This is a genomic window from Kaistella faecalis (assembly GCF_019195395.1).
Classification (GTDB): domain Bacteria; phylum Bacteroidota; class Bacteroidia; order Flavobacteriales; family Weeksellaceae; genus Kaistella; species Kaistella faecalis.
Window position 1 is genome coordinate 2,329,422 of sequence record NZ_CP078067.1, and the last position, 14,196, is coordinate 2,343,617.

The 14,196-nt window shown below is 37.9% G+C and carries 11 protein-coding genes; 9 read left to right on the forward strand and 2 right to left on the reverse strand.

Going from position 1 to position 14,196, the window contains the following annotated elements; translation table 11 throughout:
- The first annotated feature begins 104 nt into the window (after positions 1–104).
- Genes KTV93_RS10945 through purF form a run of 4 tightly spaced genes read left to right on the forward strand, consistent with a single transcriptional unit; the run spans position 105 to position 3,682 of the window.
- Entirely contained in the window at positions 105–710 is a 606-nt protein-coding gene (locus KTV93_RS10945) for a SatD family protein (protein ID WP_218249008.1), read from the forward strand.
- A complete protein-coding gene (locus tag KTV93_RS10950; protein WP_218249009.1) occupies positions 710–1,411 on the forward strand; it encodes a DUF3307 domain-containing protein in 702 nt (233 codons plus the stop codon). Before KTV93_RS10945 ends, KTV93_RS10950 begins: the two co-directional genes overlap by 1 nt.
- Before the next feature lie 38 nt (positions 1,412–1,449).
- The gene (gene purC / locus KTV93_RS10955; protein ID WP_088358259.1) at positions 1,450–2,169 is read left to right on the forward strand and encodes a phosphoribosylaminoimidazolesuccinocarboxamide synthase; all 720 of its coding nucleotides are present in this window, start codon (positions 1,450–1,452) and stop codon (positions 2,167–2,169) included.
- A gap of 22 nt (positions 2,170–2,191) precedes the next feature.
- Positions 2,192–3,682 (forward strand): amidophosphoribosyltransferase, encoded by a 1,491-nt coding sequence (gene purF, locus KTV93_RS10960; RefSeq protein WP_218249010.1) that lies wholly within the window; start codon positions 2,192–2,194, stop codon positions 3,680–3,682.
- Positions 3,683–3,728: 46 nt separating this feature from the next.
- Here purF and KTV93_RS10965 read toward each other — a convergent pair whose 3' ends face one another.
- Together KTV93_RS10965 and aroB are read right to left on the reverse strand one after the other, a co-directional pair.
- Complete coding sequence (locus tag KTV93_RS10965) at positions 3,729–4,340, reverse strand: porin family protein (protein WP_218249011.1); 612 nt, start codon at positions 4,338–4,340, stop codon at positions 3,729–3,731.
- A gap of 306 nt (positions 4,341–4,646) precedes the next feature.
- The gene (gene aroB, locus KTV93_RS10970) at positions 4,647–5,687 is read right to left on the reverse strand and encodes a 3-dehydroquinate synthase (protein WP_218249012.1); all 1,041 of its coding nucleotides are present in this window, start codon (positions 5,685–5,687) and stop codon (positions 4,647–4,649) included.
- An 88-nt stretch (positions 5,688–5,775) separates the two neighbouring features.
- On the opposite strand from aroB, the gene KTV93_RS10975 reads away from it, so the two are divergent.
- The 5 genes from KTV93_RS10975 to KTV93_RS10995 all read left to right on the forward strand — a co-directional run bounded on the left by KTV93_RS10975 (position 5,776) and on the right by KTV93_RS10995 (position 14,196).
- Entirely contained in the window at positions 5,776–6,945 is a 1,170-nt protein-coding gene (locus KTV93_RS10975; RefSeq protein WP_218249013.1) for a proline dehydrogenase family protein, read from the forward strand.
- 151 nt (positions 6,946–7,096) lie between these two features.
- Positions 7,097–9,544 (forward strand): replication restart helicase PriA, encoded by a 2,448-nt coding sequence (gene priA / locus KTV93_RS10980; RefSeq protein WP_218249014.1) that lies wholly within the window; start codon positions 7,097–7,099, stop codon positions 9,542–9,544.
- 152 nt (positions 9,545–9,696) lie between these two features.
- Entirely contained in the window at positions 9,697–11,154 is a 1,458-nt protein-coding gene (dacB, locus tag KTV93_RS10985) for a D-alanyl-D-alanine carboxypeptidase/D-alanyl-D-alanine endopeptidase (protein ID WP_218249015.1), read from the forward strand.
- An 81-nt stretch (positions 11,155–11,235) separates the two neighbouring features.
- Positions 11,236–13,170 carry a M1 family metallopeptidase gene (locus tag KTV93_RS10990; protein WP_218249016.1) on the forward strand — a complete coding sequence of 645 codons (1,935 nt, stop codon included), beginning with the start codon at positions 11,236–11,238 and terminating at the stop codon, positions 13,168–13,170.
- 192 nt (positions 13,171–13,362) lie between these two features.
- Positions 13,363–14,196: a nuclear transport factor 2 family protein gene (locus KTV93_RS10995; protein WP_218249017.1), complete on the forward strand. Its 834-nt coding sequence runs from the start codon at positions 13,363–13,365 to the stop codon at positions 14,194–14,196.

The following is a 14,196-nucleotide window of genomic DNA, read 5'->3' on the forward strand; positions in this document are numbered from 1 at the left end:
TTTTGACCTAATAAAGTTAATAAGTTTATTTCCTTATAAAGTATATATATTAGCTGATTAGCTTATATTTTTAATTTATAAGTATAATTGCTTATATTTGTAAAATGATTGCCATTATAACCGGGGATATTATCAATTCTCAAAAAACTGATTCTGAACTGTGGCTTCCTAAACTGAAAAATCTTTTAGGAAGCTGGTCAGTAACACCGGAAAACTGGGAAGTGTACCGCGGAGACGAATTTCAGGTGAAATGCAGTGTTGATGAGGTTTTTAGGAAATGTTTAGTCATAAAATCTTTAATCAGAACTTTTGAAAATTTAGACGTTAGACTGGCAATCGGAATAGGAAACGAAGTTTATTTATCTGAAAAAATAACCGAATCAAACGGCTCAGCGTATGTAAATTCCGGAAGACTTTTAAACGATATCAAGGCAGAAGGAAAAACTTTAGCGATTAAAACCGAAAACGATAAAGTGAACCGCGACCTCAATATCCTTTTTAAATGGGCTTCCATCGATTTTGATAACTGGACCGTAGCAACAGCAGAAATAATTCACCGGTTGCTCACCAACTCTGAACTCACTCAGGATGAACTGGCGAAAGATTTTAATATTACCCAATCATCGGTCAGTCAAAGAGTTAAACGCTCAAATTATGATCTTATTCAGGAAACAGATCTATATTTCAGAAAAAAAATAACAGAACTGTAATGATTTTTATTCCCCTCATATTAGCGCATCTATTGGGAGATTTTCTTCTCCAGCCAAATTCATGGGTTGCTGATAAAGAGAGAAAAAAAGCCGGAAGTATTTATTTATATCTCCACGTGCTGGTTCATACCGTTTTGTCTTTCGTTTTTCTGTGGGATTTAAACCTTTGGTGGATCGCCTTAATTATTGGCGTTACGCATTTTTTAATCGACTGGATCAAACTCACCTTTCAAAATCACAAAACAAAAAGAACGTGGTTTTTTGTGGATCAGCTGCTGCATGTTGCCGTAATATCAGTTTTATCAGTGATTTATTTTCCTTATTTCAGATGGGAAGATTTCTTCAATCCGGAAAATTTAAAACTGCTTACTGCCGCTGTATTCTTAACCGTTCCTTCTTCAATATTAATTAAAACTTTAATCTCGATCTGGACGCCGGTTACTGTTGAACACAGCAAATTACAGACTGAATCTCTCGTCAATGCAGGAAAATATATCGGTATTTTAGAACGGCTTTTGGTTTTCGTGTTTATTGTTGTGAACCATTGGGAAGGCGTGGGTTTTATGATTGCTGCGAAATCGGTTTTCAGATTCAGCGATTTGGCAGAAGCGAAACAGCGTAAACTCACAGAATACGTTTTGATAGGAACATTACTGAGTTTTGGAATTGCTGTGATAACAGGAATTTTAGTTAAAATTTAAGTGAAAAGAATAAAAATAAAATCAAATAAAAAGTAAAAATGACAAAAGGAGCAATGCTTTATGAAGGAAAAGCAAAACAGGTCTTCGAAACGGATCATCCGGATGAAGTGATTGTACGTTTCAAAGATGATGCAACCGCTTTCAACGCACAGAAAAAAGGAAGTGTAGATTTGAAAGGAGAAATGAATAACGCCATTACAACGCTGATTTTCGAGTATTTAAATGAAAAAGGAATCCCAACTCATTTCATTAAAAAGATCGATGAAAGAGAACAGCTGGTAAAAAAAGTACATATTATTCCGTTAGAAATGGTAGTCAGAAATTACTCCGCCGGAAGTATGGCACAAAGACTTGGAGTGGAAGAAGGCATTAAATCGCCGGTAACCATCTTCGATATCTGCTACAAAAAAGATGAACTGGGTGACCCGTTAATCAACGATCATCACGCGGTTTTTCTTGGCGCTGCGACTTATGATGAGCTCGATGAAATGTACGAGCTTACTTCCGATATCAATGATATCCTGATCGATCTCTTCGATAAAATGAATATCATACTCGTTGATTTCAAAATAGAATTAGGGAAAACCTCCGACGGACAAATTATTCTGGCTGACGAAATTTCTCCTGATACCTGCAGGCTTTGGGATAAAGATACCATGAAAAAACTCGATAAAGACCGTTTCAGAAGGGATTTGGGCGGAGTTACCGAAGCTTATGTTGAGATCTACGAAAGATTGAAAAAAGTTTTGAACAAATAATTTTTTTGGAGAAAAGTAAAAAATGAAAGATTTACAACGACACAGAGATGATTATTTAAACCAGTTTAAAGAAAGAACATACGGAAGAAATCTGCTGAAAACAGAAGACGTTTTTGATGCTCCGTCGGAAGAATGCGGGATTTTCGGGATGTATTCCGATACTGATCTGGATACATTTTCGCTTTCCCAGTTCGGCCTTTTTGCACTGCAGCACCGCGGCCAGGAAGCTTGCGGAATTTCTGTGATGAAAAACGGAAAGATTTTCAATATTAAAGATGAAGGTTTGGTGCTTGATGTTTATAAAAACATCCGCGAACCAGAAACTTTTATGGGAAATTCAGCAATCGGGCATACCAGATATACGACCGCAGGGGACAAGAAGAAGTACAATTTCCAGCCATTTTTTGCGAAGAATGAGTATGATCAGATTATCCTGTCCATCGCACATAACGGAAATTTAACCAATGCTGACGAACTCAAAAAAGAACTGGAGGCAGAAGGTGTGGTTTTCAAAGCAACTTCGGATTCGGAAGTGATCTTAAGGCTGATTCAGAAAAACCTGGATTTAGGCTTAAGAGGCGCCATTAAAGCAACCATGGAAAAAATTGAAGGTGCATATTCAGTGGTTGGAATGACGAGAAATAAATTTTTTGCTTTCCGCGATTTTCACGGAATCCGTCCTTTGGTTTTAGGAGCAATTGATGAAAAAACTTTTGTCGCGGCTTCAGAATCTGTTGCTTTAGACGCGGTAGGTGCACAATATGTGAGAGACATTTTGCCCGGAGAAATTGTCTATACCAGTGAAAATGAAAAAGGCCTGAAATCGTTTTTAGTTAAAGAAAACTGCGAAAACAGGATCTGCGCTTTCGAATATATTTATTTTGCCAGACCCGATTCCACTTTGGAAGGAATCAATGTTCATGAAATCCGCGAAAAATCCGGTATGAAAATCTGGGAGCAGGCTCCTGTGGAAGCTGATATTGTAATTGGTGTTCCCGATTCTGGAGTTCCGGCGGCGATTGGTTTTTCCATTGCGTCAGGCATTCCTTTCCGGCCGGTTCTGATTAAAAACCGTTATATCGGCAGAAGTTTTATTGTCCCGACTCAGGAAATGAGGGAAAGAATTGTCAACTTAAAACTTAATCCGATTGTTTCAGAAATAAAAGGGAAAAGGGTAGTGATCATCGATGATTCCATTGTTCGGGGAACAACTTCGAAACGTTTGGTTAAAATTCTGAAAGAAGCCGGAGTCAAAGAAATTCATTTCCGAAGCGTATCACCGCCAATTATTGCACCATGTTATCTTGGAATTGATACACCTTCAAAAAAAGATTTAATCTCCGCAAATATGACAGTTGAGGAATTAAGGGATTATCTTGGCGTAGATTCACTGGAATTTTTAAGTATGGATAATCTCAAAGTTATTTTGGGAAGTTCCAGCCACTGTTTTGGCTGTTTTACGGAAGTGTATCCGGTTCCGCCAGGGCCAAGTCCTGAATATACAGATCAATAAAAAAAGGCTGAGAATTTCTCAGCCTTTTTTTTCATCCTAAATGTTATTAGAATTTGTAAGCCAAACCAACTTGGAATACGTTGTTTTTCACAGCGTCACCAGAGTTTTGTCCGTCTTTATAAATATCTGTTAAACCAGCAACATATCTTGCAGTTAAACCGATGTTAGGGGTAAAATAATAACCTGCTCCCAGACCGATACCTGCATTAAAGCTGTTTAAATCATCTTTGTAGTTACCGCTTTCAGCTATTGTTTGTCCGGTAGTTTCATTTTTTTGCTTGTCCTTTGCAGAAACCAATAGTCCGAATTCCGGTCCAGCTTCCAGATAGAAAGATGGAGTAGCGTTATATTGGAACATAATTGGTAACGCAACATAATCTAAATGAGTAGCTCCTGAGATTCTATCACCCGTGATTGGTTGAGTGTAATCGTATTTTTCTCCCATTTGAGAGTAAAGTAATTCAGGCTGAATGCTGAAGTTTTCACCAATCGGAGCATTCATGAAAAGACCAGCGTTAAAACCGATTTTTGATCCCTGATCACTTAAATTTGAATCTTTTGAAAGTGAAGAAACGTTCATTCCACCTTTAATACCGAACTGTTGTGCGAATGTCAATGAACTCATTGCGATAGCTGCACCTAAAAATAACTTTTTCATAATTTTTAAATTTTAATTAATTTTTTGTGAATTTGACAATCTTAATTTAATGCTGCTCTAGAATCCTTATCAGAAAAACTTTGCAACTTAAAAAGGCTTATCAATTCGCGTTTTTAATTTTGTTTTACGATTGGTTATTCGCAAACCCTGTGCCAAAAGCAAATTAAAATATTAAAAACTAAACAGTAGTTTAATAGTGGTGAGATGTAAGTTGTTGATTTGTAAATACTTATTTGTGATAATTTTGCTACTAAAGAAAAAAGCGTCGGTTGGATACTATGATATAAATAATATTTTAAACAGTATTTAATTTAAATTTTGATAATAATTCAAAGCCGAAATAATTTGTTCGTTCGACATTTCGCTGTCAAAAGTGCACTCCCCAATACTTTTTAAAAGAGAGAAACTTATTTTGCCGCTTGAGTTCTTTTTATCATTCATCATCAGCGCTACAATTCTTTCATCCGTGAACTGACTGATGGCTATATATGGATAAAATTTCCTGATATTTCCGATAATCTCTTCAGCTTTGTCGTTGCTGATGTTGCCCGCCAGAAAAGACAGATAGGTCTCGCAAATCATTCCGAGTGCTACAGCTTCACCATGGGGTATGGGCTTTCCCTGCTGCAGAAAAAGACTTTCCAATGCATGACCTACAGTGTGCCCGAAGTTAAGCGTTTTTCTGATGTTCTGCTCTTTAAAATCCTGTTCAATAATCGTCTGTTTAATCCGCATTGAGTTTTCAATAAGTGGAAATATGCTTTCTGCACTCAGATTTTCAAGTGATGTTAAATCGTTCCAGTGAGTTTGGTCTGCAATTAAACCGTGCTTGAGCATTTCTGCAAATCCGCTTCGCAATTCAACATAAGGTACTGTTTTCAAGAAATGTGGGTAGACAAATATTTCCTCAGGCTCTGCAAAAGTTCCTATAATATTCTTTAAGAAATGATGGTCAATACCTGTTTTCCCGCCAATAGAAGCATCGCACATCCCCAAAAGTGTTGTTGGGATGTTGACAAATTTAATTCCTCTTTTATAAGTTGATGCCACGAATCCGCCCAAGTCGGTAATGACTCCACCGCCCAGATTAATCATCAAAGATTTGCGGTCGACTTCAAATTCAGATAAAATTTCCCAGAGTTGAGAAGCTGTCTCAATTGTTTTTAAATCTTCTCCTGGTTCAATTTCAATAATTTCAAAGGGGATTTCAGTCTCCAGATTTCCCAGAAGTACGGGCAGGCAATATTCATGGGTGTTTTCATCAACCAGAATAATGATTTTGGTGGGTTTTAAATCCGTTATAAAAAGGTTGAGCTGCGAAAAATCCTGGTCTAAAACTGATATCATTTCATGAAATTTGTCACAAAATTAAACTTTAAATTCGTTTTTTCAATTCATATAGTATCGTTAAATTTGCTCTAATTTAAAATTACCCATGAGCATTTTCAATAATACCCAAATTGCCTTTGCAGACAAGACCGACGCTCAACTCCGCAAGGCGTACTGGATGTTTAAAGCTATAGAGCAGCCCGTTGTTACAAAGTTTGGCATCTCGGTTCTTAACTTTACCGTAGAGAAAAATTTTCCTTTTGTGACCGGAGTTGTTAAACAAACTTTGTTTGAGCAGTTTTGTGGCGGCGAAACCCGTGAGCAAAGCATGAAAGTAGTAAAGCAGATGTTCAAGCGGCATGTAGGAAGTATATTTGATTATGCCATTGAAGGAAAAGCTGAAGAAAGTGTTTTTGATGAAACCTGCGAAGAAATTAAACAAAACATAAAATTCGCAGAAGGTAATCCGGCGATTCCGTTTGTAGTTTTTAAGCCCACGGGTTTTGGAAGAATTGAAATATACGAGGAAGTCGGTAAAAAAGTAGAATTAACGACCTCTCAAAAAGAAGAATGGGCGAGAGTGGTGAAGAGATATGAGGAGGTTTGTCAGATGGCGTTCGACCGCAATGTGGTTCTGATGATTGATGCAGAAGACAGCTGGATGCAGGATGCGACCGATGATTTGGTGAATGAAATGATGGAGAAATTCAACAAACAGAAAGCCATTATCTGGAATACCATCCAAATGTACCGCACTGGTAGAATGGAATATCTTGCTGAAGATTTAGAACGAGCCAGAACAAAAAACTATTTCTTAGGTTACAAATTTGTTCGCGGCGCTTATATGGAAAAAGAGCGCGAACGTGCAGCTGCAATGAATTATCCGGATCCTATTCAGCCTACAAAACAGGCCTCAGATGATAATTATAATGCCGCGATCGATTTCGTATTGAATAATTTAGACCGCGTTTCAGCGTTTTTTGGAACCCATAATGAGAAGTCTACTGAACTTGTAATGGATAAAATGCGGGCAATGGGATTACCAAATGATCATCCTCAGATTCATTTTGGTCAGCTTTACGGAATGAGCGACAATATCACCTATTTTCTTGGCGCAGAAAAATACAATGTCTGCAAATATCTTCCTTATGGCCCGGTGAAAGATGTGGTTCCTTATTTAACAAGACGTGCGCAGGAAAACACTTCTGTGGCCGGACAAACAGGTCGCGAACTTGGCCTCATCGATAAAGAACTGAACAGAAGAAAGGCAAAATAATAAAAGCAATTCTTCTAAAATCATTATAAAAATCTTTTTGAACGGGCTTTAGCCCGTTTTTTATTGAAGTAAATTCATTGGCTTTAGCCAAAATAAAATCTAAATTTGTAATTCGCTCAAACACTTCTCACATAAAATCAGTTTACCAGCTTTGACTTTTGCCCAGATCATTCTCCCGCTCAATCTTAAAGGAACCTTTACTTATAAAGTTTCTGAGGAATTAATCCGTAATCTGGAAGTTGGGATGAGGGTGTTGGTATCATTTCGCGGCAAAAAGATTTATACAGGAATCGTTGCTGAAATCCATAACACCGAGCCCGAAAATTTCAGTCCAAAAGAAATCATCAGTATACTTGATGATTTTCCAATTCTTCCACCTCAACAGATTAAGTTTTGGAACTGGATTTCCGAATATTATCTCTGTAATCTTGGCGAAATTTACCGTTTTGCGTTTCCCTCGTCTTTAAAACTGGAAAGTGAAACTTATTTAAAGTTAAAGGCGAATATTAAAGTCGATTTCGAAAACTTAGATGTGAATGAAATGTATCTCATCCAGGCACTAGAAGTTCGGCAGCTTATTAATGTGACCGAAATTGAAGCATTTATTCCAAAGAAAGACATCGTCAAAACCATAAAATCGTTAATCGATCTTCAGTACATCGAGATTGATGAAAAGATTGCCGAGAAATACAAAGCGAAAGAAATCGCGTATTTGCGTGTAAATGATTCAGAACTGGACGGTAACAGTCTTCCGCAGATTCTCCTGTCGCTGAAACGTTCTCCTAAACAGCAGGAAATGTTTCTTTCGATCCTCGAAAAGCAAACAGAACATCCCGAAAAACCTATCAGGAAATCTGAAATTTTCGGTGAAGGAAATTTTTCCCAGTCACAGTTAAAATCTTTAATTGAAAGAAATTTAGTACAGGAATATTTTCTGCAGAAAGACCGTATAGAATCTTATCAGGGGGAAATCGAGGAAATTGAAAAGCTCACTAAGCAGCAGATCCAGGCGAAGAAAGAAATTGATAATGCTTTCACTGAGGGGAAAAATGTTTTGCTGCACGGCGTTACTTCCTCCGGTAAAACTCATATTTATCTTGAAAAAATTGAAGAAACCGTTTCAGCCGGAAAAAATGTTTTATTTCTTCTCCCCGAAATTTCTTTGACCAAGCAGATCGTGCAGCGATTAGAGAAAAAATACGGAAAACAGCTTGGTTTTTATCACCAAAAACTTACAGATTTCGAAAGGGTGGAAGTTTGGCGCCGAATTAAGAATAATGATGTTAAAATCCTTATCGGAACACGTAACGCGTTGTTTTTACCTTACGAAAACCTCGGTTTAATTGTGGTTGATGAAGAACATGATTCGGCTTATAAACCACGGGAAGTTTCTCCCTATTTCAATGCAAAAGATTCTTCACAAATCCTGGCAAAACTATATTCGGCAAACCTTATCCTTGGCTCTGCAACGCCTTCAGTGGAATCCTATTATCTGGCGAAAAAAGACAAAATAAAATATGTTTTCCTGAGCGAGAGGTTCGGTAATGTAAAACTTCCTGAATTTGAACTTATCAATTTTAAGGAAGAGCAGGATTCAAAGAAAATTATTGGAAATTTCTCTTTAAAACTCATCGACGAAATAAAAAGCGAATTGGAGAGGAAGAAGCAGACAATGATTCTGCATAACCGCCGCGGCTACGCAAATGTAGTAGAATGTGAAACCTGTGGTTACGTAAATTACTGTTCAAATTGTGATGTGGTGATGACGTATCATAAATTTTCCAATGAAATGAAATGTCACTACTGCGGCCAAAAAGCTTCTAAACCGAAAGTCTGCCCCAAATGCCATTCTGAAAATCTGAATGAAAGAGGGGTAGGAGTTGAACAGATTCACGAGGAAGTTTCGAGGATTTTTCCTGATTCTGAAGTTGACCGGATGGATGTAGATTCGATGCGGAAAAAGTTTGCCTACGAAAAATTATACGAGAGAATTGAAGAAGGTGAAACCGATATTATTGTGGGAACACAGATGATTTCTAAAGGTCTGGATTTCGACAATATAGAATTGGTTGCCATTCCAAGGGCAGATGCTATGCTCTACGTACAGGATTTCCGTGCGGAGGAACGCGCATACCAATTGATTATGCAGGTGTCGGGACGCGCCGGACGAACTTCCGGGGAAGGAAAAATTCTGATTCAGACCTATAATCCTCAGCATGCGGTTTTTCAGCTGATAAAAGAGAATAATTCTGAAAAGATATACTCGCATTTTCTCGATGAAAGAAAGAAATTTCTTTATCCGCCATTTGTGAAACTGATTATGATCGAACTGAAACACCGCCGTGAAGATAAAGTGAACCGCGCTTCCCAATTTTTAGGGTCGATCCTTAGAAAATATCTACCCGAAGACTGTATTTTGGGTCCGGAAAAATCACCCATCGCAAAACTCAATTTGATGTATCAGTATCAAATTCTGCTCAAACTACCGCGTGGAAAAAAGTACGCTGAAATGAAAGGTCTGGTTTTGAAAAGTTTTGAAGAATTCGACGAAATAACTGCTTATCAGAGTATTAAAAAGCTGATATTTGTTGATTTTTAACAATTTTTAACAAAATTTACCTGCTTTTGGGAGGGTTAAAATGTTGTCTTTCAACAATAATGTATATTTTTGAGCGTTGAAAATATGTTTTGCATTTCATATTTTCATTTTCTTAACAAATGAGTTCAGAGATAATCAAATAACAAAATTAAATGATTAGACTAAAAAATATATTTCTTGCGCAGGCTTTAGCATTTTCAGCAATCGCATTCGGGCAAGGTACTTTCACTTCAAATTTACCCCAAACTTACGACAACCGGCCAAGCAGTACCGTTAAGGATTTCAGTTCTTCTGAAAAATTAATGAGTGCGAAGGAACTGGTGGATATCAACATCAATTCTATGATGAATGATCCGGTTCTTCGTAACGCCAATTGGGGATTTGTAATTTTCGACCCGAAAACCAGAAAAGTGGTAAGTTCATACAACGAGTATGCATCGCTGATTCCAGCTTCTACCACCAAATTATTAACCACTGATACAGCAGTAAGCCTGTTGGGCGAAAATTTCCGTTGGATTACACAACTCGAATATTCAGGGGACATTGATGAGAACGGTAATCTTCAGGGTAATTTATATATTGTAGGTAGTGGTGACCCATCTTTAGGTACAAATAAGGCCGGTGCTTCAACGTATTCTGCAATAGTTTCAGACTTTATTGCGGCTATTTCTGAAAAGGGAATTAAAAAGATTAACGGCGATATCATCATTCAAACCGGAGTTTTCAAAGTAAATAAAACGCAGAAACTCCCGGAAAATATTGTATGGCTAGAGAACGGAAATTACTATCTTCCAGCCGGTTCTACTTATGAAATCAATCCTCAGAATGAAAGGCTCATTGCAAAACCCGCAAATCCTTTCGCTGAAAATAAAAACTTCTATTACATCTCTCCTTATATAAAGCAGATGGTTTATGCTGACAAGTTTGATGGAGTAGGCCTAACTACCAAAGTTGCTGATCCGCCGGCATATCTGGCAAATTCTTTAAGAAGCACCATGGTTAAAAGAGGTGTTGGTATAACAGGAAAAGTGGTGGCAAGAACAACAGAGCTCAACCCAGAAAAACGCACAACGATAACTACTTACCAATCACCAACTTTAGCAGATATTATCTACTACACGAATCAAAGAAGTGATAATGCATTGGCAGAAGCTACGCTGCGAATGGTTGGTTTTCAGAAAAAAGGCGATCAGACTTTAGAATCCGGAAGAAGTGTTGTAGTTGAACATTTGAAGGCAAATGCATTCGAAACCGACGGATTGAACTATATGGATGGAAGCGGACTTTCACGGAATAATCTGGTTACTCCGATTTCTCAGGTGAAATTTTTAACCAACATTATGGATGAGAAATATTATAAAACATATTTTGAATCACTTCCAATTGCAGGACAAACCGGCACTTTGAAAAGTATGTTTAACGGTGAAGGAAATGGACAGATTTTTGCCAAAACAGGAACTTTAAATAAAGTGAAAACCTTAGCAGGTTACATGAAAACCCATACCGGAAAAACATTGGTATTCTCTCTTCTTATCAATAATTATGCGGGTTCCGTGGATCAGGTAAAAAACCGGATGGAACAAATTCTTCAGCCTGCACTAAATCTGTAATATTTAAATAAATCACGAATTACTTAACCTTTCAATAATTATTGAGAGGTTTTTTTTAACTTTAGCGAAAAATATAGCTAAATGAAAAAACTTTATGTAATACTGGTTACATTGATTTGCGTACAGGTTTCCGCTCAGAAAAACGAAGAAGCAGAACGCAAAAGTATGATCAGCAATGAACTTCTAAAATATTCGAAAATGATTGATTATAACGTGAATCCCAATACGTTGAATTATGATTTAAGATACCAGCGGCTCGAACTTCAGCTGGACCCTGCACAGCAGTTCGTAAGTGGCACCGTTACCAGTCATTTTATTCCGAACCAGAATATGGCAAATATTTATTTTGATCTTTCGGATGGTCTTACGGTTTCAGAAGTGAAGTATCATGGCAATACCCTTTCTTTCACGCAGCTCAGTAGTAAAGAGGTTAAAATTGATTTCCCGACTAATATACCGGCAGCAACCCTTGATTCCCTTTCAATTAAATATTTCGGCGCGCCGGATACAGGTGGTAGCGCAGGAGATGCTTTCACAATATCAACTCAGGGTGGAACACCTGCTCTGTATACTCTTTCCGAGCCATACGGTGCCCAGGAATGGTTTCCGACAAAACAGAGCCTTAATGATAAAATTGAAAAAGTTGATATTAAGATCAACACTCCGTCCCAGTACAACGTGGCTTCCAACGGCAAACTTATTTCGGAAACAATGTTGACCGGCGGCAGAAAACTCACTTACTGGCAAACAAATTATGCAATTCCGGCTTATCTCATTGCTTTAGGAATTACGAATTATACGAAATTAAATGATACGATGGGAAATCCACCTTTCCCTTTTGTAAATTATCTTTATCCTTCAACCACATCGAATGGTACAATCATGTCTAATATTGAATGGACCAAAACTGTGATGGATACCTTTGAACAGTATTTCGGTCCGTATCCTTACAGAAATGAAAAATACGGTCATATGCAATTCGGCTGGGGAGGCGGTATGGAACATGCCACCATGTCTTCTATGGGATCATGGGGAAGAGGCATTATCGCACATGAACTCGCACACCAGTGGTTCGGCGATAAAGTAACCTGCGGTGCCTGGAACGACATTTGGCTTAATGAAGGATTTGCGACTTTTGGTGAACATCTCGCCAACGAAAAATTACTCATGACCAATTCTCAGTTTCTAGGGTATCTGGGTTCTGAAATGAGCTATATCACCAGCGCAGCCGGAGGAAGCGTATATGTTTCTGACAGTAACCTGGGCAATACCGGCGCAATTTTCAGCGGACGGTTGAGCTATTCCAAAGGAGGTTATATCGTAAGAATGATAAAATGGATATTGGGCGATGACGCATTTTATTCCGCTATTAAGGATTATCATTCAAGGCCGGAGCATGCTTATGGATACGCCAAAACAGCGGATCTTAAAAATTCCCTTCTTTTGTCAACAGGTAAAGATTTTACCGAATTTTTTAATGACTGGGTTTATGGTCAGGGCCACCCAACTTACCAAATCCGCTGGAATCAGACTTCAGACCAGATGTTAAGATTCAGGGTAAGCCAGACCAGAAGTCACTCATCAGTAAGTTTCTTCGAAATGCCGTTGCCTATAAAGGTAAACGGAACTGGAGGGCAGGTTGCTTATTTGGTGCTTAATAATACTGTGAACAATCAGACTTTCGCCAATCAGGTGAATTTTCCTGTGGCATCTGTTCAGTTCAATTACGAAAATCAGATTATCCATAGAAATTCTACAGTAATTAAAGACGCAACGATCCTCTCGGTGAATGATAATACAAAAGATGGTATTATGATTTATCCCAATCCTGTAGGTGATAAACTAACGGTTTTAGGAGTAGGAAACAATCAGCAATATGGTATTTACAGTGCAGATGGGAAGTTGGTTAAAAAGGGAAAATTTACAGAGGGGAAGGCAGTTGAAGTCCATCATCTTCCAAAAGGTGTCTACCTTCTGAAAATCGAAAATCAGAATCTCAAATTCATAAAAGAATAAACAAAAAAGGCCTTCAGAAATGAAGGCTTTTGTGTTTAATGACTGATGTTTTCTGCTATATAACTGCCATTATAAATAGGGTGATTTAGCGGTTGATCAGCTATGGCTTTTATGGTAATTTTATATTTTTAATGTAAAATATTCTAAACACTTATATTGATAAATTAAAATTTTAACACAAAAATCAAAGCCATGAAAAATTTCACTAAACTCTTTACGTTGTTTTCGGTTGTTGTTTTTAGTACGTTTTTACATTCTCAAAAAAACGATATTGATATGGTACTCAAGCTGAATGCAGATTTTGATAAGGCGTCCCTGAGTGGGGATCTACCATTTTTCGAAAATGCGCTTGCTCCCGATTTTGTTTCTTATCACCCGGACGGATCTAAGGTTACGCGTGCAGAAGTACTAGAGCGAATCAGGAAAGAGAAAGAAAAACCCTCCTATAAATTACTAAGTGTTAAAAGTGATGATGTGAAAGTGAAAATGGACGGTAATCTGGCCTATGTAACCGGGCTTTGGAATGCATCAACCTCCGGCCTTGAAGCGGATGCTGTACCCCATAACGATACAGGGTTCTACAGTGCCATGTTTGAAAAAAGAGATGGTAAATGGATGATTGTTTCGGATCATTCTACTGAAAAAACTCATACTTCAGACGAATTGATGCCCTCACTGAAACAAGCAAGCGATAATTACGATAAAGCGATATCAACACAGGATGCCCGCATGTTTGATTCGCTGCTTTCTGCAGAATTTACTTCTGTCAATGAAAATGGAAAAATAAGAAATAAAGCCGAAGAGATCGCGCAGATAAAATCTGCTGACCTTAAATTAACTTCAGTGAAGTCTGAGGATAAAAAGTTTAGAATTCATCGCAGTACAGCGGTAGAAACAGGTGTGTTCACTGTCTCAGGAACGTATAAAGGAAAAGCTTTTACGGATAAAGGTCGTTACACTTCGACATGGTTTTACAGCAACGGAAAATGGCAACTCGCAAGTGACCATACAAGCCTCATCAAGTAG

Excerpts from the sequence above, each read along its gene's own strand:
- KTV93_RS10990 (WP_218249016.1), top strand. The coding sequence starts at position 11,236 with ATGAAAAAACTTTATGTAATACTGGTTACATTGATTTGCGTACAGGTT.
- KTV93_RS10950 (WP_218249009.1), top strand. The coding sequence starts at position 710 with ATGATTTTTATTCCCCTCATATTAGCGCATCTATTGGGAGATTTTCTT.
- KTV93_RS10975 (WP_218249013.1), top strand. The coding sequence starts at position 5,776 with ATGAGCATTTTCAATAATACCCAAATTGCCTTTGCAGACAAGACCGAC.
- purF (WP_218249010.1), top strand. The coding sequence starts at position 2,192 with ATGAAAGATTTACAACGACACAGAGATGATTATTTAAACCAGTTTAAA.
- aroB (WP_218249012.1), bottom strand. The coding sequence starts at position 5,687 with ATGATATCAGTTTTAGACCAGGATTTTTCGCAGCTCAACCTTTTTATA.
- KTV93_RS10945 (WP_218249008.1), top strand. The coding sequence starts at position 105 with ATGATTGCCATTATAACCGGGGATATTATCAATTCTCAAAAAACTGAT.
- KTV93_RS10995 (WP_218249017.1), top strand. The coding sequence starts at position 13,363 with ATGAAAAATTTCACTAAACTCTTTACGTTGTTTTCGGTTGTTGTTTTT.
- dacB (WP_218249015.1), top strand. The coding sequence starts at position 9,697 with ATGATTAGACTAAAAAATATATTTCTTGCGCAGGCTTTAGCATTTTCA.
- purC (WP_088358259.1), top strand. The coding sequence starts at position 1,450 with ATGACAAAAGGAGCAATGCTTTATGAAGGAAAAGCAAAACAGGTCTTC.
- KTV93_RS10965 (WP_218249011.1), bottom strand. The coding sequence starts at position 4,340 with ATGAAAAAGTTATTTTTAGGTGCAGCTATCGCAATGAGTTCATTGACA.